This is a genomic window from Variovorax dokdonensis (assembly GCF_030316895.1).
Lineage (GTDB): Bacteria > Pseudomonadota > Gammaproteobacteria > Burkholderiales > Burkholderiaceae_C > Variovorax > Variovorax dokdonensis.
Genome location: NZ_JASZYV010000001.1, coordinates 1,569,943 through 1,589,360 on the forward strand (window position 1 = coordinate 1,569,943; position 19,418 = coordinate 1,589,360).

General features: G+C 63.9%; 15 protein-coding genes. 6 read left to right on the plus strand and 9 right to left on the minus strand.

The annotated features are described in order from the left end of the window. Nucleotides 1-2 precede the first annotated feature (2 nt). The 5 genes from QTH91_RS07285 to QTH91_RS07305 are packed head-to-tail and all read right to left on the minus strand — an operon-like array spanning nt 3 to nt 5,582. Complete coding sequence (locus QTH91_RS07285; protein ID WP_286659325.1) at nt 3-1,064, minus strand: ABC transporter ATP-binding protein; 1,062 nt, start codon at nt 1,062-1,064, stop codon at nt 3-5. 13 nt (nt 1,065-1,077) lie between these two features. Then, nucleotides 1,078-2,052, minus strand: coding sequence for an ABC transporter ATP-binding protein (locus tag QTH91_RS07290; protein WP_286659326.1), 975 nt, complete (start codon nt 2,050-2,052; stop codon nt 1,078-1,080). Then, nucleotides 2,049-2,969 (minus strand): ABC transporter permease, encoded by a 921-nt coding sequence (locus QTH91_RS07295; protein ID WP_286659327.1) that lies wholly within the window; start codon nt 2,967-2,969, stop codon nt 2,049-2,051. Before QTH91_RS07295 ends, QTH91_RS07290 begins: the two co-directional genes overlap by 4 nt. Beyond that, nucleotides 2,966-3,934 carry an ABC transporter permease gene (locus QTH91_RS07300; protein WP_286659328.1) on the minus strand — a complete coding sequence of 323 codons (969 nt, stop codon included), beginning with the start codon at nt 3,932-3,934 and terminating at the stop codon, nt 2,966-2,968. Before QTH91_RS07300 ends, QTH91_RS07295 begins: the two co-directional genes overlap by 4 nt. A 43-nt stretch (nt 3,935-3,977) precedes the next feature. Then, the gene (locus QTH91_RS07305; RefSeq protein ID WP_368389458.1) at nt 3,978-5,582 is read right to left on the minus strand and encodes an ABC transporter substrate-binding protein; all 1,605 of its coding nucleotides are present in this window, start codon (nt 5,580-5,582) and stop codon (nt 3,978-3,980) included. 520 nt (nt 5,583-6,102) lie between these two features. On the opposite strand from QTH91_RS07305, the gene QTH91_RS07310 reads away from it, so the two are divergent. From QTH91_RS07310 to QTH91_RS07325, 4 genes are all read left to right on the plus strand, one after another. Continuing rightward, nucleotides 6,103-6,660 (plus strand): fimbrial protein, encoded by a 558-nt coding sequence (locus QTH91_RS07310; protein WP_286659329.1) that lies wholly within the window; start codon nt 6,103-6,105, stop codon nt 6,658-6,660. Nucleotides 6,661-6,750: 90 nt separating this feature from the next. Further along, the gene (locus tag QTH91_RS07315; protein ID WP_286659330.1) at nt 6,751-7,494 is read left to right on the plus strand and encodes a fimbrial biogenesis chaperone; all 744 of its coding nucleotides are present in this window, start codon (nt 6,751-6,753) and stop codon (nt 7,492-7,494) included. Between the two features lie 146 nt (nt 7,495-7,640). Beyond that, nucleotides 7,641-10,301 carry a fimbria/pilus outer membrane usher protein gene (locus tag QTH91_RS07320; protein ID WP_286659331.1) on the plus strand — a complete coding sequence of 887 codons (2,661 nt, stop codon included), beginning with the start codon at nt 7,641-7,643 and terminating at the stop codon, nt 10,299-10,301. 48 nt (nt 10,302-10,349) lie between these two features. After that, the gene (locus QTH91_RS07325; protein WP_286659332.1) at nt 10,350-11,438 is read left to right on the plus strand and encodes a fimbrial protein; all 1,089 of its coding nucleotides are present in this window, start codon (nt 10,350-10,352) and stop codon (nt 11,436-11,438) included. Nucleotides 11,439-11,454: 16 nt separating this feature from the next. On the opposite strand, the gene serB is transcribed toward QTH91_RS07325, so the two are convergent. Together serB and mfd are read right to left on the minus strand one after the other, a co-directional pair. Then, on the minus strand, nt 11,455-12,177 hold the full coding sequence (serB, locus tag QTH91_RS07330) for a phosphoserine phosphatase SerB (RefSeq protein WP_286659333.1): 723 nt from the start codon (nt 12,175-12,177) through the stop codon (nt 11,455-11,457). Continuing rightward, complete coding sequence (gene mfd, locus QTH91_RS07335) at nt 12,174-15,662, minus strand: transcription-repair coupling factor (RefSeq protein ID WP_286659334.1); 3,489 nt, start codon at nt 15,660-15,662, stop codon at nt 12,174-12,176. The genes serB and mfd overlap by 4 nt, the downstream gene beginning before the upstream one ends. 101 nt (nt 15,663-15,763) lie before the next feature. Between mfd and ispD the strand changes: the two genes are divergently transcribed. Together ispD and ispF are read left to right on the plus strand one after the other, a co-directional pair. Then, nucleotides 15,764-16,483: a 2-C-methyl-D-erythritol 4-phosphate cytidylyltransferase gene (gene ispD, locus QTH91_RS07340; protein ID WP_286659335.1), complete on the plus strand. Its 720-nt coding sequence runs from the start codon at nt 15,764-15,766 to the stop codon at nt 16,481-16,483. 5 nt (nt 16,484-16,488) lie between these two features. Next, nucleotides 16,489-16,965, plus strand: a complete 477-nt coding sequence (gene ispF, locus QTH91_RS07345; protein WP_286659652.1) for a 2-C-methyl-D-erythritol 2,4-cyclodiphosphate synthase — start codon at nt 16,489-16,491, stop codon at nt 16,963-16,965. 19 nt (nt 16,966-16,984) lie between these two features. Here ispF and QTH91_RS07350 read toward each other — a convergent pair whose 3' ends face one another. Then, entirely contained in the window at nt 16,985-18,520 is a 1,536-nt protein-coding gene (locus QTH91_RS07350; RefSeq protein WP_286659336.1) for a sensor histidine kinase family protein, read from the minus strand. After that, entirely contained in the window at nt 18,520-19,251 is a 732-nt protein-coding gene (ompR, locus tag QTH91_RS07355; RefSeq protein WP_286659337.1) for an osmolarity response regulator transcription factor OmpR, read from the minus strand. The genes QTH91_RS07350 and ompR overlap by 1 nt, the downstream gene beginning before the upstream one ends. Nucleotides 19,252-19,418 lie beyond the last annotated feature (167 nt).

A 19,418-nucleotide genomic window follows, 5' to 3' on the forward strand; every position in this document is an offset into this window, starting at 1 on the left:
GTTCAGGCCGCGGGCGCGGCGTCGTTGAGGTGGCAGGCGCTGCTTTGGCCGCCACCGACCGATTTCAGCATGGGCGCTTCTACCTTGCAGCGGGCCATGGCATGCGGGCAGCGCGGATGGAACGTGCAGCCGCTGGGGGGCGATAGCGGCGACGGAAGCTCGCCCTGGATGGGCTGGTAGTCGCGGCGTTTGGCGTCCAGCGTCGGCAACTCGGCCAGAAGTGCCTGGGTGTACGGATGATTGGGGCGCGAGAAGATCGTCTCGGTGGGCGCGGATTCCACGATGCGCCCCAGGTACATGATCACCACCCGGTCCGAGATGTGCCCCACCACGCCCAGGTTGTGGCTGATGAAGAGATACGTCAGGTCGTGCTCGCGGCGCAACTGCGCAAAGAGATTGAGCACCTGCGCCTGGATCGAGACGTCCAGCGCCGCGACCGCCTCGTCGCAAACGATCATGCGCGGCTTGACGGCGAGTGCGCGGGCGATGCCGATGCGCTGGCGCTGCCCGCCCGAGAACTGGTGCGGATAGCGCTGCGCGTAGCTCGGGTCCAGGCCCACCTGCAGCATCAGGTCGCCGACGTAGCGGACCTTGTCGCGCGCGGCGATCACGCCGTGGACCACTGGCGCCTCGCCAATGATGTCGAGCACCCGCATGCGCGGATTGAGGGCCGCCATGGGGTTCTGGAAGATCATCTGGACGCCCAGCTGCCAGCTTCGCTGCTGCGGGCTGCCGGCTGCGTGCGCGACACGCAGGCCTTCCCAGAGCACTTCGCCTTCGCTGGGCGCATGGATGCCTGCCACCACCCGGCCCAGCGTTGATTTGCCACAGCCGGATTCGCCCACGACGCCGATCACTTCTCCGGCCCGTATTTCCAGGTCGACGCCATCCACGGCATGCACCACTGCGGGCCGGTTGTTTGCCCCCACCAGGTTGGCAATGCGGCCGGCGAGATCGACGCCTTGCACATAGCGCTTGTGGATGCCGCGCAGCGTGAGCAGCGGCGCCTTGTCGTTCTTAGCGGTGGCGTCGCTGGCCGAGGGAGATTCGAGCGTTTCGTTCATCGAGGATTGGGATTCATCCCAGTGGATGCCAGCAGCGCACCGTCACGCCAGGACGAGGCTCGGTTGGCTCTGGCGCCTCCAGGCACGTATCGCTGGCGCGACTGCAGCGCGGTCGGAAGGCGCAGCCCTTCGGCAGATGAAGCAACGATGGCGTCATGCCCGAGATCTGCCGCAAGCTGCTGCCGTGGGTCTGGCGCGTCGGGATGGAGTCGATCAAGCCTCGCGTGTAGGGGTGCGCGGGAGCGTGAACCACCTGCGACGTGCGCGCGCTTTCGACCACGCGCCCGGCGTACATGACCGACACGGTATCGGCCAGCCCGGAAACCACGGCCAGGTCGTGCGTGATCCATATCAGTGCCGTGCCGGTCTCTCGGCACAACTTGCGAACCTCGTAGAGGATCTGCGCCTGGATCGTCACGTCGAGCGCGGTGGTGGGCTCGTCGGCGATGATCAGGCGCGGTTCGTTGAGCAGCGCAATGGCGATCGCCACGCGCTGGCGCATGCCGCCGGACAACTGGTGCGGATAGGTGGTCAGGCGCTCGTCGGGCGACGGGATGCCCACGCGCGCCAGGGCATCGCGGGCCCGTGCCCGCGCCCCGGCGTGGCTGACCTTTTCATGCGCCTGGATCGCCTCGATCATCTGGGTGTCGATGCGCAGCACGGGGTTGAGCGTCATCATCGGGTCCTGGAAGATCATGGCGATCTCCTTGCCGCGCAGCGCCCGCAGGCGCGCCTCGGTGGCGCCCACCAGTTCTTCCCCGCGGAAGCGGATGCTGCCGTCGACCACGCGTCCGGGCGCGTCGATCAGGCCGATGATCGAGAAGCCGGTGATGCTCTTGCCCGAGCCGGACTCGCCGACCAGGCCGAGAATTTCGCCGGCTTCCACACGCAAGTCCACCCCGTCCACCGCCTTGACGGCGCCGCCATGGGTGAAGAAGTGGGTCTTCAGGCCCCGGATGTCCAGGACTGCGTCGGTGCTGCTCGTCATCGATCGTTGTGCGGGTTGAGGACGTCGCGCAAGTGGTCGCCGACCAGGTTGATCGCCACGATGGCCAGGGCAAGTGCGATGCCCGGGAAGAACGAGATCCAGTAGTGGCCGGACAGCATGAATTCGAATCCGTTGGCGATGAGCATCCCCAGCGAAGGCTGAGTCACAGGCACGCCCACGCCCAGGAAGGACAGCGTGGCTTCGAGCGCGATGGCATGCGCCAGGTCGATCGTCGCGATGACGATGAGCGGCGGCATGCAGTTGGGCAGCATGTGGTGAAAGAGGATGCGCGGCGATCCCAGGGCCATGCACTGCGCGGCCTCGATGTATTCCTTGCCGCGCTCCACCAGTGCAGCGCCTCGCGCGGCTCGCGCGAAGTAGGCCCATTGCACGGCGATGAGCGCGATGATCACCTTGTCCACCCCCTTGCCCAAGGTGGCCAGCAGGATGAGCGCGAGCAGGATCGCTGGGAAGGAGAGCTGGATGTCGACGATGCGCATCAGGACCGCGTCGACCTTGCCGCCGAAATAGGCGGCGGTCAGCCCCACGGCGCTACCGATGGCCAGTGCCGCGGCGACCGACACCACGCCCACCAGCAGGCTGATGCGCATGCCATAGAGCATGGCGGAAAGCAGGTCGCGCGCCAGGCCGTCCGTGCCGAGCCAGTAGGTGATCTGGCCGTCGGTGCTCGCGCTGCCCGGCGGCAACTTGGCGTCGAAGATGTCGAGGCTGCCAATGTCGTAGGGGTTCTGCGGCGCAATCCAGGGCGCGGCCAGGGCGGCACCGACCACCACCGCCAGAAGTACGAGGCCTATGACGGCAAGCCGGCTGGCGAAGAATTCCCGGCGAAATCGCTGCCAGGGCGTCTCGGGCGGCGGCAGCACCGTCGAGTCGATGGGTGGGAGTACGGCGCTCATGCCTTGGCTCCTGTCAGACGAACGCGTGGGTCCAGAACCGAGTAGAGGATGTCGACCACCAGATTGAGCAGCACGAGGAAGAACACGATGAGGATCAGGTAGGCCACCACCACCGGCCGGTCCAGCGTGACGATGGAGTCGATGAGTAGCTTGCCCATGCCGGGCCAGGCGAAGATGGATTCGGTGACCACCGCGAACGCCACCACCTGACCGAATTCCAGTCCGCTGATCGTCACGATGGGAATGAGAATGTTCTTGAGCAGGTGCACGCGAAGAATGCGGCCCCAGGCGAGGCCCTTGGCGCGTGCGAACTTGATGTAGTCCTGCGGCAGCGCTTCGCGGGTGGCCGCTCGCGTCACGCGAACGAGCAACGCGCCCTTGGCCAGCGCGATGGTCAACGCCGGCAGCAGGATGTGCGACCAGCCGTCGGCGGTCATCAGGGACAGGCCAATGCCGCCCGTGTCACCGCGGCCGCTGGCAGGCAGCCACCCCAGTTGCACGGCAAAGATCATGATGAGCATCAGCGCCACCCAGAAGTTGGGCAGCGAGAAGCCCAGCACAGAGCCGGTCATGATGGCGCGCGACGCCGGTGCCTGCGGCCTCAATCCGGCATACATGCCCAGCGGCACGCCCACCAGCAGCGCCATCAGCATGGCCACGCACGCCAGTTCCAAGGTGGCCGGCATGCGTTCGAGGATGAGCGACATTGCCGGCTGACCGGTCAGGAAGCTGCGCCCGAAATCCAGCGTCACCGCATGGCCCATGAAGATGGCGTACTGCTCGACAAGCGGGCGGTCCAGCCCGAAGTTGGCCCGGATCTCGTCGCGCTGGAGCTGGGTCGCCTCGGGGCTGGCCATCATTTCAACCGGATCGCCCACGACGTAGAGGCCGATGAAGACCAATCCCGACATGACGAAAACGACCAGCAACGCCTGCAGCAGGCGCCGGATGATGTAGGCAAGCATGGTGTGCGTGGCGGGCGACGCGGCTGCGCCGCCCCCCGGTTCCTTACTTGGTGACCGTCACGTACTGGACCAGGGTTTCCTGGTCGGCCCGGGCGTCGAACTTCAGGCCCTTCTTCATGGCCCAGACGGAGTGCTCGAAGTGGATGGGCAGCATGGCGTAGTCGGCCATCGCGATCTCGCTGGCCTGTGCCAACTGGGCGCCGCGCTGCTTGTCGTCCATCGTGGTGCCGGCGGCCTCGACCAGCTTGTCCATCGCAGGGTTGGAATATCGGCTCATGTTGGTCGTGCCGACGCCTTTGTCCTTGTTCGGCGTGACCAGCAGCGAGTTGAGCGTGTTCGACATTTCGCCGGTTGCCGTGGCCCAGCCAGCCAGGTAGGCGCTGTACTGGTAGGCGTTGCGGTTCTTGAAGAACACGGGCGGTGCGGCGGCGTCCACCGTGGTCTTGATGCCCACGCGCGTCCACATCGAAGCCAGCGCCTGTGCAATCTTCGTGTCGTTGATGTAGCGGCCGTTGGGAGTGCCGAGCACCAGCGAGAAGCCGTTGGGATAACCGGCTTGCTTGAGAAGATCCTTGGCCTTGTTCACGTCAGGCTTCTGCGCGTTCGTCAGCTTGCTGCTCGCGCCCAGCATGGGATAGGGCAACAGCTGCGCCGCGGGCGTGGCAACGCCACCCATGATGCGGTCGACCAGCGCCTTGCGATCGATGGCAAGCGACATGGCCTCGCGCACGCGCTTGTCCAAAAGCGGGTTCTTGCCGTCGGCATCGGGGATGCCAGGGGTCTTGTCGCCGTTCTGGTCGAGCGCGACATAGATGATGCGCACCGATGCCTTGGAGATCACGTTGAGCTTCGGCTCCTTCTTCAGCCGTTCCAGATCGTCCGTCGGCGGGTCCTCGATGAGGTCGACGTCGCCCGACAGGAGCGAGGCGACCCGCGCCGCCGGGTTGCTGATCGGTTTGTAGATGACCTTGTCGAAATCGACCTTGTGTCCCCAGTAGTTGGGGTTGCGCTCGAAAACGATCTCGGCCCCGCGCTTCCAGCTGACGAACTTGTAGGGTCCGGTTCCGACGAGGCCGTCGCCGCTGTTCAGTTCGGTGGTGGTCTTGCCTTCCGGCGCAGATCCCGCGGCAGCCTTGGCCGACATGATGGGCAGGCTGCCCAGGTTATTGGGCAGCAGGGGGTAGGGCTCATCGGTGGTGATCTTCACCGTGAGCGGGTCCGGTGCCTCCACCTTGGTGATGTGCTGCAGGTAGAGCTTGAACGACGAGGGGCTGTTCGGCACCTTCGGTACGCGGTCAAAGCTGAAAAGAACATCCTGCGCGGTGAATGGCGAGCCGTCGGAGAACTTCACGTTGGGGCGCAGCTTGAAGGTCCAGGTGTTGCCGTCCGCCTTCCATTCCGTCGCCAGGCAAGGCTTGAGCGCCAGATCGGCCGTCGGGCACACCAGCGGATCGAAAAGCGATTGCGAAAGCTGGATGTTCGGCGTCAGCGCGTGGTACTGCGGGTCCATCGAGCTCGGTTCCGTCTTGAGTGCCACCACCAGATCGCGGGCCATTGCGGTGCTGCCGACGGCAATCAGTGCAGCTGCGGCTACGAGGTGCCGCACGCCCAATTGCACGGGGCGCACGGAAGTTCTAACGAGGGTCATGGTTCTATGGTCTTCCTGCGGATTCAGAACAAGCGGACCACTGTGCCACGAGCCGCACAGTGTTCCTCCAAGGAAAACCATGAGCGCAGCAAGCAGCATGCCATCGCTCGTTTTCCGGCCCCGGTTCTTGGCCTTCACGCGGCGGTCTTGTCTGTTTGTCCGGAAGCGTCAGGCCCATCGCTCGGCAATGCAGCAATAGGCAACTGTTAATTGCTCTCGCGAAGGGGTCAACGCTGCCTTCGTCTGCCGGCATTGTTTGTATACGTGAACAGGTTCACGCTGAAGAAATTTCTGTAGCGCAACAGGAAACATCGTCTCCGCAAGCTGGTTGCGTCGCACAACTTTGAACCATTGCGGTACTTAAACTTCAATTGTCACTCGCTCGAACAGATGTGATCAATGAGTCAACGAAGATGTTCTTCAAGACACATTGGTTGCGGGAGGCGCCTGTCGGATCTTTATGGAAAAGACAGTGCGAGGGCGTTGAGGCAATTAATCCATCACAACCTCGGAAATTCAAATGAAATTCAATCTCTCTGCTGTCGCCATCGTCGCCGCTGCCACGTTCGCTTCTATCGGCGCACAAGCTGCTGACGGCACCATCACCTTCAACGGCACCGTGACCGACACGACCTGCTCGATCAACGGCGCTGCTGCCGGTGCAGGCGACAAGACCATCACGCTGCCCAGCGTCTCGAAGGCTTCGCTGGCCGCTGCTGGCCAAACGGCCGGTACCTCGAGCCCCGCCGACATCAAGTTCGCGCTGACCGGCTGCACCGGCTCGGCGACCAAGGTTGTGGCTCGCTTCGAAAACGGCCCGACCGTTGACCAAGCAAGCGGCCGCCTCGTGAACACCGCTGGCGCTGGCGCTGCCACGAACGTTCAAATCGAACTGCTCAACAAGGATCAGCAGCCGATCAACGTCACCACCAACTCGAACAACGCTGTTGCCGCCAACGGTGCCACGATTGCCAGCGGTGCTGCCAACCTCGTCTATTACGGCCGTTACTACGCCACCGGTGCCGCTACGGCAGGTTCCGTGAGCTCCACCGTTCAATACACGATGCAATACCAATAATTCTTGAATCTGGCGCACCCGGTAATCCGGGTGCCGCCATTGATTTCTTGAATTCTTTTTTGCAATTAATTCCTTTAGCGAGCTGAAAAAATGAAGTTGTCCAAATTGACCTCCGCCATTGCGCTGGCTGCAGCATTCGTTGCGAGTCACGCCGACGCCAGCGTCATCATCGGCGGCACGCGGGTGATCTACCCGCTGGCCGACCGTGAAGTCTCGGTCAAGCTCGACAACGACAGCACCTCACCCTCGCTGGTTCAAGTCTGGGTCGACGACGGCAATGCCGACGCCGGCCCCGGCGAGACCAAAGCGCCTTTTGTGGTGACGCCGCCGATCTTCCGGATGGCGCCGCAAAAGTCGCAGACGCTCCGCGTCATCTTTTCGGGCGGGCAATTGCCCCAAGACCGTGAGTCGGTCTATTGGCTCAACGTCCTTGACGTTCCGCCCAAGCCCACCGGCGAAGCTGCGAAAGCCAACACGCTGCAACTCGCCTTGCGTACCCGCATCAAGATCTTTGCGCGGCCTGACAAACTCGAAGGCAAGCCAGTCGATGCGCCTGCCAAGCTCACCTGGGCAGTGGTGGCCGATCCCTCAGGCAACGGCCAAGCCCTTCAGGTGACCAATCCCACGCCTTACTTCGTCTCGTTCAGCGAGTTCGAAGTCCAAAACGGCAACAAGACTTTCAAGAACGATCAAGGCGGCATGGTTGCGCCGTCCGGCACCACCGTCCTGACGGTGCCGAAGATGAATGCGGTCGGCCAAGGCGCCAAGGTGCGCTTCACCGCGATCAGCGACTACTCCGCGGCATTGCCCGGTGAGGCGTCCATCGCCAAGTAGCCCAACCGGCTGAGCCGGCCGGGGCGGTTCATCGCCCCACTTCTTCCGAACCAGCTTTTTCCCATCGCACGTCGGCCTGATGCCGCGTGCGCTGGAGACGCGCGCCTTCCAAGAATTTGCCGCGCACCAACGACATCGAGACAGACATGCAAAAGACCTCCACACGCTGCTCTTCGCCTCCTTCGCGCCACAAGGCTGGCGTAGGTAGATCGTCTGCGACCGCGGGCCGCCTGACGGTGATGTCCGCCATGTCGGTGTTGGCGTGTGTGATGTCCGGCCAAGCGATGGCTGCAGTTGGCGCCGATGAGCCCGCGCTGTCGTTCGATACGACCTTCCTGCGAGCGCGGGCCGGTGAAAAGATGGATGTCAGCCGCTTCGAAAAGGGCAACACGGTCTCGCCCGGCACCTACAAGGTCGACATCTGGGTCAACACCGAGCGGCGAATCCGCGATGACGTGCGCTTCGTCGCTGCGGATGCCGGTTCCAGCGCCTATCCGTGCTTCACCAGAAAGATGCTGGAGGAACTGGGCGTCGACTTCGCAAAGGTCGATGCAGCGCTTGGCGCGGACAAGGCCGCTGCCGACGACAAGGGTGCCTGCATGGCTGTGGGTCAGCACGTGCCTGGCGCCACGGTCGACTTCGACTTCGGCGAGCAGCGCCTGGATCTGAGCATCGCGCAGAAGTTCATGCGGCGTTCGGCGCGCGGCTATGTGTCGCCGGACCGTTGGGACTATGGCGTCAATGCGGCCTTCATGAACTACAGCGCCAACAGCTACGTGAGCCACTTCGATGGCCAAGACACGTCGCAGAGCCACTATTTGGGGCTCAACGGTGGCGTGAATCTGAATGGCTGGCGTCTGCGCAACCAGGGCTCGCTCACGAATTCAACCCACGCGGGCACGCGTTACGACAACATTGCGACCTATGTGCAGCACGACGTGCAGGCGCTGGGGGCACAGGCGACGCTCGGCGATTCGTTCACCTCTGGCGAGATCTTCGACACGGTCTCGTTCCGCGGCGCCCAACTGGCCACCGATGACCGGATGCTGCCCGACTCGCAACGCGGGTACGCGCCGATCGTCCGCGGCACGGCGCAAACCAATGCTCGCGTGACCATTCGTCAGAACGGCCAAGTCATCTACGAGACCAGCGTTTCGCCGGGGCCGTTCGAGATCAACGATCTGTACCCCACGGGCTACGGCGGTAACCTCGACGTGACAGTGACTGAGGCCGACGGGCGCAAGAACAGCTTCGTCGTTCCCTACGCCGCCGTGCCTCAATCGCTGCGCCCGGGGATCTCCCGCTTTTCGGCGACTGCAGGCCGGTTGCGCAACGACGCTCTGAGAGACGCTCCGGAGTTCGGCCAGGCCACCTTCCAACGTGGCTTGAGCAACAGCATCACGGCATATGGGGGCGCTATTGGCTCCCAAGGCTATACGGCGTTGAATGCTGGCGCAGCACTCAACTCCGAATACGGGGCCGTGGCCATTGACGTGACCGCCGCCAATACGCAAATTCCCGGCGCGCAATCCTGGAACGGCACGAGCTGGCGCGCGTCGTACAACAAATTCCTGGCGTCCTCGAACACCAACGTCGCGCTGGCGGCTTACCGCTATTCGACGCCGAACTACCTCGGTTTCTCTGATGCAGCCATGGTGCGTGATCTGGCGAAGTACGGCGGCGACATCGACGCGCTGGCACGTCAACGTGACCGCCTGCAACTCGTGCTGAACCAAAACTTCGGCAGCTATGGATCCGTGTTCCTGACGGCGTCGTCACAACAATATTGGAATCGCGACAAGGCCGATGTCTTCTACCAGGCCGGCTACAGCAATGCCTTCCGTTGGGGGAGCTTCAGCATCACGGCCGGACGTACGCGTGACGGCATCGGGCGAGTGTCGGACCAGGTCGGCGTCAACTTCACGATTCCGCTGGGTCACTCGGCGTATGCGCCGATGATGACGAGCAGTGTCTCCAAGTACGGCGACACCACCAGCGCGCAGACCAGCATCAGCGGCACAGTGGGCGAAGAGCGTCGACTTTCGTACAACGCCTATGGTTCCTACGGCAAGAACAACGGCGAAAGCACCGGCAACGGAGGCGTGAGCGGCACTTATACCGGCAACCTTGGTCAGATGACGGCGTCGGCCAGTTCCGGCGCCAGGACCAGCCAGGTTTCCGCTGGCGTCAGCGGCGCGATCGTGGCGCACCCCGGCGGTGTGACGCTGTCGCAGACCGTGGGCAATACGTTCGGCATCGTGCATGCGCCTGGCGCGGAGGGTGCGAGCGTCAGCAGCGCATCGGGCGTCGAAGTGGACAGCCGCGGCTATGCAGTGGTGCCCTACATGCAACCCTACTCCCTCAACCTGGTGAGCATCGACCCCAAGGGCAGTTCCACCAACGTGGAGTTTGAATCGACCTCGGAACAGGCTGTTCCTCGCGCTGGCGCTGTTCCCATGGTTCAGTTCCAGACGGTGACCGGACGTGCTGCGCTCATTCAGGCACCTCAAGTCAATGGCGAAGCTTTGCCCTTTGGCGCCGACGTGCTCGATGCCAATGGCCGCAATGTTGGCGTCGTGGCGCAAGACAGCCGCATCTTCGTCCGCGGCGTCGATGACAAGGGCGCGTTGATCGTCAAGTGGGGCGACCGTGCCTCCGAGCAATGCCGCGTCGACTATCGCTTGCCAAAGGCGGAAGAGGGTGCGACTTCGTATGTGTCCGTACAGGCCGGTTGCGTGGCGGGCATGACTGCACAAATGCCCGGCGACAAGAGTGCCAAGGCCACCGCGGACGCCATCGTCCAATAGGCAGCTACGCCTTCAGGGCATCAACAAATTATCTATTCAGGGAATACCATGAAGACAATCATTGAGCCGGGCAAAGTCCGGGCCCCGAGGCGCGGCCACCCAGCTTCTGTTCGGCGGTGGCTCTTTCAGGCGCTGCTTCCCTTGTTCTTGCTGCTGACTGGCTCTTCCGCCTTTGCATATGGAGATTGCGATTTTTTCGATGGCAACGACTCCGTCAGCGCCGGTAACGTCACCACGCCAGCCAACGAGAGTCCCGGTACCCGCATCGGCACGACCATCCTCAACTCGTCAACCCTGAATTGCCGCGACTGGGCATCTCCGGTGACTACGAACTACACCAGCTACTCGGATCTCAGGGTTGACGCCGCGCCGGTGAGCGGATTCGATGACGTGTACCCGACCAACCTGGAGGGCGTGGGCGTGCGCTATACGGTCAGTGCGCCGGAATGCTCTGCCAACGACGTCATTCTGCGCGGAACAGGTGCGACGACATTTTCGTGCGCATTCAATTTGATACCCGGTACATACCAGCCTCGGAGTTTCACGATCGTGACCGAGTTTGTCCGGACATCGACGGTCGGTGTGACGCCTGGTGCATTGACATCAATACCTAAGGTCAAGATTACCTTGCGGTCCTCGGACATGGCTGGCGCCTGGGCGAAACCGGGCATGTTGTCCGGCGCGGTCAGCGGCTCCATCTCGGCGGGAACGTGCACGATCGCTCAGAACAATCTCGTGGTGGATCTCGGCGAGGCTACTGCAAGTCAGTTTCAAGCGGGTGTGGGGACGACCGGGGCCTCCAAGTCATTCAAACTGACTGCAGACTGCCAGAAGTCCTTGAACGTCTTTATGACGCTGACGGACGCGGCCGATATCAGCAATCGCACCGACGTGTTGAAGATGGCGAGCGGCGCGACGGCGGAGGGCATTGGGGTCCAAGTGCTCCGCAGCGGTTCGCCGGTCAAGTTCGGTCCCGACTCCGCAGCATCGGGCAATACCAATCAGTTCTATGTCGGCCCAACGTTCGCCTCCGGGGGTACGTTCAACATTCCGCTGACTGCCCGCTACATCCGCACCGGAGCGCTTCGCGCGGGGACACTCAAGGCCGTCGCGACGTTCACGCTGTCCTATCAGTAGTAGGGCGGGCTCGTCCTCAAAGCAATACGTCCAGCAGGCGGTTCAGTCCGCCTTCATTGATGGCCACCATCGCTTGCTCTCGGACCTTGGGCTTGGCGTGGTAGGCCACCGAGAGCCCCGCCTCGCCCATCATCGGCAGGTCGTTGGCGCCATCACCGACGGCGATGCATTCGCCAGGCGAGATGCCCATGAGCGAGGCGACTTCGAGCAACGTGCGGCGCTTTTCCGCACCATCGCAGATGTCTCCCCAACTCTGTTGCACGACCCGGCCCGTCAGATGAGCGCCCGCTTCGTCCAGCAGGTTGGATCGGGCGAAGTCGATTCCCAGTCGGTCGCGAACACGGTTCGCAAAGAAGGTAAAGCCGCCAGAGACGAGCAGCACCTTCAGTCCTTGCGCTTTGCAGGCATGCACCAGTTGCTCCGCGCCAGGATTGAGCCGCAGGCGCTCGTCATAGACCTGCTGAAGCGCAGCCACTGGCACGCCCTTGAGCAAAGCGACGCGGCGGCGCAGGCTTTCCTTGAAATCGGCAATCTCTCCTCGCATCGTGGCTTCGGTAATGGCGGCCACTTCAGCCTTCTTGCCCACCGCATCGGCAATTTCGTCGATGCACTCGATGTTGATCAACGTCGAGTCCATGTCGAAGGCAATCAGGCGAAAGTCCGAGAGCCGCAGCGGCGGCGCAAAACGCTGGACGACGAGCCCGGGGGCAAATTCGGTCGCTGGATATCTGTCATTCATGCAGGGATGCTTTCTTGCGTGGTCGGCTGGCCGAGGCTGCGAAGCACGTCGCGCACCATCTGTGCGCGGTCCTTGGGCTCCTTGAGTTCGCGCTCGATGCGCAGCTTCTCGTTGCCAGCCAGCTTGATGTGACGGTTCTTCTGGATCAGGCCGATGATCGCCATCGGGTCGACCGGCGGATCTTTCTTGAACGTGATGTTGATGACGCCCGGCGCTGCATCCACCTTGGTCACGCCATAGGGGCGAGCCAGCACACGCAGGCGATGGACGTCGATCAGGGTTTGAGTCTGTGGTGGCAGCTTGCCGAATCGGTCGACGATTTCTTCGAGCAACGCATCGATTTGCGTCGGCGTCTTGGCGGTTGCGAGCTTCTTGTAGAAGGAAAGGCGCAGGTGCACGTCGCCGCAGTAGTCGTCAGGCAGGAGGGCGGGCGCGTGCAGGTTGATCTCCGTCGTGGCCGACAAGGGTGAGAGCAAGTCAGGCTCCTGGCCTGCCTTGAGCGAGCGCACAGCCTCCGACAGCATCTCGTTGTAGAGCTGGAAGCCGATCTCCATCATGTTGCCGCTCTGGTTCTCGCCCAGTACCTCGCCGGTTCCACGAATTTCCAGGTCGTGCATGGCCAGGTAGAAGCCGGAGCCCAGTTCTTCCATCTGCTGGATCGCCTCCAGACGTTGCGTGGCTTGCTTGGTCAGTCCGTCGAGGTCGGGCACCATGAGGTAGGCGTAGGCCTGATGGTGACTGCGCCCCACGCGCCCTCGCAATTGATGCAGTTGGGCCAGGCCGAACTTGTCGGCGCGGCTCATCACGATGGTGTTCGCGCTTGGCACGTCGATGCCGGTCTCGATGATGGTCGAGCACAGCAACAGGTTGAAGCGCTGTGCCACGAAGTCGCGCATCACCCGCTCCAGTTCGCGCTCGGGCATCTGGCCATGCGCCACCGCGATGCGGGCTTCTGGCAACAGTTCCTCCAGCTTGGCGCGGCGATTCTCGATGGTCTCGACCTCGTTGTGCAGGAAGTAGACCTGCCCCCCGCGCTTGAGTTCGCGCAGCACGGCCTCCCGGATCACGCCATTGTTCTCGCTGCGAACAAAGGTCTTGATGGCCAAGCGCCGCTGCGGCGCGGTGGCGATCACCGACAGGTCGCGCAAACCTTCGAGCGCCATGCCCAACGTGCGCGGGATCGGGGTGGCGGTGAGCGTCAGCACGTCCACCTCGGCCCGCATGGCTTTCATCGCCTCCTTGTGGCGCACGCCGAAGCGATGTTCCTCGTCGATGATGAGCAGCCCGAGATTCTTGAACTTGACGCTTTCCGACAGCAGCTTGTGCGTACCCACGACGATGTCGACCGATCCGTCGGCCAAGCCCTTGGCGGCAGCCGTGATCTCCTTGGTCGAGCGGAAGCGGCTCATCTCGGCCACCTTCACCGGCCACTTGGCGAAGCGGTCAACCAGCGTTTGATAGTGCTGCTCGGCCAGCAAGGTAGTCGGCGCGAGAAACGCCACCTGCTTGCCACCGGTCACCGCCACGAATGCGGCACGCAGTGCGACCTCGGTCTTGCCGAATCCGACGTCGCCACACACAAGGCGGTCCATCGGCCGCGGAGAGATCATGTCCTGGATGACGGCGTGGATGGCCGCTTGCTGGTCGGCGGTCTCCTGGAAGCCGAAGTCGTTGGCGAAAGTCTCGTAGTCCTGTGGCGAGAAGCGGAACGCGAAGCCCTCGCGCGCGGCGCGGCGGGCATAGATGTTGAGCAGTTCTGCCGCCGTGTCGCGCACCTGCTCGGCAGCCTTGCGCTTGGCCTTTTCCCATTGGCCCGAGCCGAGCTTGTGCAGTGGCGCTTCGTCCGCGCTGACGCCCGTGTAGCGACTGATCAGGTGCAACTGGCTCACCGGCACGTAGAGCGTGGCCTTGTCGGCATATTCGAGGTGCAGGAATTCCTGCAGCAGTGGCCTGCCTTCGGCGTCCGTGCCCTGGCCGAGGTCCATGTTCACGAGGCCGCGGTAGCGACCGATGCCATGCGCGCTGTGCACCACCGGATCGCCCACCTTGAGCTCGGACAGGTCCTTGATCAGCGCCTCGACATCGCTGACTTGCTCCTGGCGCTTGTTGCGTCGACGCGTGCCGGGCGCGGCTGCGAACAATTCGGTCTCAGTGACGAAGTCGATGCCCCGCTCGCGCCACGCGAATCCCGCAGCCAGTGCGGCGGTGGCGATGCCCACTTTCTCGCTGCCGTCGGCTTGGAACTCGGCAAGGCTGTCGAAGGCCGGCGGCTGAACGCCGCTGGCACGCAGGAAGTCGAGAAGGCTTTCGCGTCGGCCGTCACTCTCGGCAAGTACCAGCATCCGATTCGCACTGGCAGCCAGATGCTCTTTCAGGCGCGACAGCGGATCCTCGGCGCCGCGAACGACCGACAGGTCGGGCAGGCGATCGAACTCTGCGTAGGCCGGGGCCGCATCTTCGCCCGGGCCGCCGCGAATCGCCAGTTGGGCGTACGGCTTGGCGCAGGTGTGGAACTGCTCGGCGGTGAGGAAGAGGGCTTCGGGCGGCAGGGTCGGACGCTCGGGATCCCCCCGCACCAGCCGGTAGCGCTCGTTCGTGTCCTGCCAGAAGTGCTGGAAAGCCGATTCCAGCTCGCCATGGAGCACCACGGTGGCCGCTTCGCCCAGGTAGTCGAAGACGGTGGCGGTTTCTTCGAAGAAGAGGGGCAGGTAGTACTCGATGCCGGCTGTAGCTACGCCGTTGCCCATGTCCTTGTAGATGCGGCTCTTGGTCGGATCGCCCTCGAGCAGTTCGCGCCAGCGGCTGCGAAAACGCGCGCGCGCCTCGTCGTCCATCGGAAACTCGCGGCCAGGCAGGAGGCGCACTTCAGGCACCGGATAGAGGCTGCGCTGCGTATCGGGGTCGAAGGTGCGGATCGAGTCGATCTCGTCGTCGAACAGGTCGACCCGAAACGGCATGGACGAGCCCATCGGGAAGAGGTCGATCAGGCCCCCGCGGACCGCGTATTCGCCCGGACTGACGACCTGGGTCACATGGTTGTAGCCGGCCAAGGTGAGCTGGCTGCGCAGCTTGGCTTCGTCGAGCTTCTGCCCCGTCTTGAAGTGGAAGGTGTAGCCGCCCATGAAAGCCGGCGGCGCCAGACGGTATAGCGCCGTCGTGGCCGGCACCACCACCAAGTCTGCCTCGCGCTGGCTGATGCGCCACAAGGTGGCCAGTCGCTCGCTGATCAGGTCCTGATGGGGTGAAAAGCTGTCGTAGGGCAGCGTTTCCCAATCCGGGAACAGGGCGCAGCGCAACTCCGGCGCGAAGAAGGCCACTTCTTCCAGGAGGCGCTGAGCATCATTGGCGTCGGCGGCAAACACGGCTGTCGCGCGGCCAGCTGTCTTTTCGCGTTCGGCAAGCCGTGCGAGCAGAAGGGCGTCGGCGGACAGCGGAGGGCGGGGCAGGGTGAAGCGCTTGCCGGGTGCGATGGAAGGCAGATCCATGAGGGTGACTGGACAAACAAAGCAGAACACCCCGCGCCGAAGGGGAGCGGGGTGTATGAGTCGGCACCAATTCTAGAATGCCCCCAACTCTGACGCACCGCATGCACGCTCCTAACCCTACGCACCTGCACGTTCTCATTCCTTGTGCCGGCAACGGCAGTCGCGCCGGCGCCGGAACGCCCAAGCAATACCGGCGCCTGGCCGGGCGGCCCCTGGTTGCGCACACGCTGGAGGCGTTCCGGGCAGTGACGGATCGCCTGGCCACGTTGGCCCTCGTGGTGGCACCGGGCGACGCCGAAGTGGCGAGCGCGTTGCCGGCGTTTCCGCGCGACGCCAACGAGCGACTGCTGCAAGTGGGTGGCATCACCCGCGCCGCGTCGGTCCGCAACGGCCTGCAGGCACTGCGCCGCTTGGGAGCCAAGCCCAGCGACTGGGTCCTGGTGCACGACGCAGCGCGCTGCCTGCTGGCGCCTTCACAGATCGAGGCCCTCGTCGCAGCCTGCGAACACGACGCCGTCGGTGGTCTGCTGGCGCTTCGTGTTGCCGACACACTCAAGGCGGCAACCCCCGAAGGCCGGGTTCAAAGCACACTGACCCGCGCCGACAAATGGCTGGCGCAAACCCCGCAGATGTTTCGCTTGGGTATCTTGCAGGATGCACTGGAAAAGGCCGGCGACGCCGTGACCGACGAGGCTGGAGCCATTGAGGCACTCGGCCTTTCGCCGCTCCTGGTCAACGGCAGTTCGCTGAACATCAAGGTCACGTATCCCGAGGACTTCGAACTGGCCGAGGCGGTCCTGCGTGCGAGGGGTTCCAGATGAGCCCGATGGACATCCGCGTCGGCGAAGGCTGGGACGTTCACCAACTGGTTGCCGGCCGTCCGCTGGTGCTCGGCGGCGTCGAGATTGCGCACCATGCGGGCCTGCTCGGCCATTCGGATGCGGATGCTCTCTTGCATGCGATTACCGATGCGCTGTTCGGCGCAGCGGGCCTGGGGGACATCGGGCGCCACTTCCCGGACACTGATCCGGCGTTCCGTGGTGCGGATTCCATGGTTCTCCTTGCCGAGGCGGCCAGGCGCGTGCGACACGAGGGCTGGCTGATCGGCAATGTCGACAGCACCATCGTCGCCCAGTCGCCCAAGCTGGCGCCGCACATTCCGGCCATGCGCGAGCGCATTGCGAAGGGCCTGGGCATTCCGGCCGAACGCGTCAACGTCAAGGCGAAGACAGCGGAGAAGATGGGCCCGGTGGGCGAGGGCCGCGCCATGGAGGCGCGCGCCATCGTTCTGCTTCACCGTTGAAGCCGACCCGGCCCGGGCGTCAGGCTGCCTGTGGGGGCTTGCCGGCCTGGCCTGTGCCGCTCGGCGGTTGAGACCCCGTCGAGCTGGCTGGCGAGGGCGTAGCGCTGGCTCGAATCGACGCAGCCCGCGGCAGCCGGATGTGCGCCGCCAAGCCACGGCCTGGTGTGCTGGTGAGCGCAAAGGTGCCGCCCATCCGTTCGATGTTCTTGGACACGATGGACAGCCCCAATCCAGCGCCGGCGGCAGAGGTTCGCGCGACGTCGCCTCGAAAGAAGGGCTTGGTGAGCTGCGAAAGCATGGCTGGTGCGACACCCGGGCCATAGTCGCGCACCTTGATCAGCACCGCGTCGTTGTGCGCCTGCGCCTGGATGGAAACCCGGGTGGCGTCGGTTCCAGGTGTCTTTCCGTAGCGGCGAGCGTTTTCCAGCAGGTTCGAGATCACGCGGATCAACTCGGTTTCGTCGGCCATCACGCGCAGGTCGGGCGACACTTCCACACCGATCCGCACATCCTCCTGGTCCTTGAGCGCATAGCAGCAGGCGTCGATCACATCGCGCAATTGGACCGGCTTGAAGTCGACGTGGTCGGGCCGGGCGTAGTCCAGGAACTTGTCGATGATCGCGTCGAGCTGCGCGATGTCCGCTGCCATGTGGGCGCGAGCATCTTCGTCGGCGACGCTCATCTCGGTCTCCAGCCGCAACCGTGCCAACGGGGTTCGAAGATCATGCGAGATGCCTGCGAGCATCACGGCTCGATCCTGCTCGATCTTGGCCAACTGGTCGGCCATGCGGTTGAAGCCGATGTTCACGGCCCGGATCTCCGCGGTACGCGCGCCTTCGTCCAGGCGTTCGACTTCGTATTCGCCCTCGCGCAACTGGCGCGCAGCGCGCGAGAGCTGGCTAAGCGGTCGATTGATGAAGCTCGTGATCAGGGCAGCGCCAGCCAACGACAAGCCCATCGCCGTCGCCAGCCAGACCAGCCAGGTGCGTCCGCCAAGGCGTGTGAAACGCGCCGGATCCAGCAGCAGCCAATAGTTGTCGCCCTCGATGGCAAAGCCCACCCACAGGCCGGCCTCGTCGTTCACGCTGCTGGCCACGGTCGTGCCCGGGCCGAGCCGGGCGATCAACTCTTCGGTGACCTGCACGTCGAGGGTCCCGTTGGCGTAGGAGACGAACCGGTCGGTCGGCTCGCGCGGCACGATGCGCACGCCCTCCTGCTCGGCGAGGGTCTTGATCAGCGAGACGCGCGTGATGGCGTCCGAATAGACCAGCGCCGCCCGGGTCAGGTTGACCAGCGAGGCGATCTGGTGGGCTGTTTCGATGGCGCGGGGCTCGTATTCGAGCTGCCGGAAGGTTTGCAGCCACGCGACGGTGCTGCCCACCAACAGAAGGGCGAGCAGGAAGAAGGTCCGCCAGAACAGACTCAACCCTAGACGCAAGCGCCGCCTGCGCGGGCCAGCGGCATTGGCCAACGGGCTGGAAACCGTGACTGCCGAACCCTCTTCCGCAAGAGGGCTGGACTGGGTCGTCTGGGGGCCGCTTGCGGCCACGGGCATCAGGTCGTGCCGTCCGGCACGAACACGTAGCCCACGCCCCACACCGTCTGGATGTAGCGCGGAGCGGCGGCATCGGTTTCGACCAGCTTGCGCAGGCGGGAGATCTGCACGTCCAGGCTGCGGTCGAACGGTTCGAATTCGCGGCCGCGCGCCAGTTGCGCCAGCTTTTCCCGCGACAGTGGCTGTCGCGGATGGCGCACCAATGCCTTGAGCATCGCGAATTCGCCGGTGGTCAGCGACACCTCTTCGCCGTCCTTGCGCAGCGTGCGCGAGCCCAGGTCGAAGCTGAAGGGGCCGAACGTGACGGTCTCGTTGTCGGTGGACGGCGCGCCGGGTGCCTCCATCGGCGGGCGGCGACGCAGCACGGCGTGCACGCGGGCCAGCAGTTCGCGCGGGTTGAAGGGCTTGCCCAGGTAGTCGTCGGCGCCGACTTCCAGACCGACGATGCGGTCCACATCCTCGCCCTTGGCGGTCAGCATGATGATGGGGGTCCGGTCGTTGGCCGCGCGCAACCGTCGGCAGACAGACAGCCCGTCCTCGCCGGGCATCATCAGATCGAGCACGATCAGGTCGACGGTATCGCGCAGCAGGATGCGATTGAGCGCCTTGCCATCTTCGGCCACGATGACTTCGAAACCCTCCTGCGTCAAATAGCGGCGCAGCAGATCTCGGATGCGGGCATCGTCGTCGACGATCACGATCTTGTCGGTGCGTGCAGGTGTCTGAGTCATTTCAACAACACTGAATTTGTAACAGCGTCGATTCTGTAGCCGAAGTTGGGCAATTGACGACCATTTGATCTCGGATTAACGCAAAGTTACAAAACTTGCGGTCTTATTCGGTCGGAGGATCAAGCGGACACCTTTGGATGGCAAAGTCGGTTCCTTTGATACTTTCG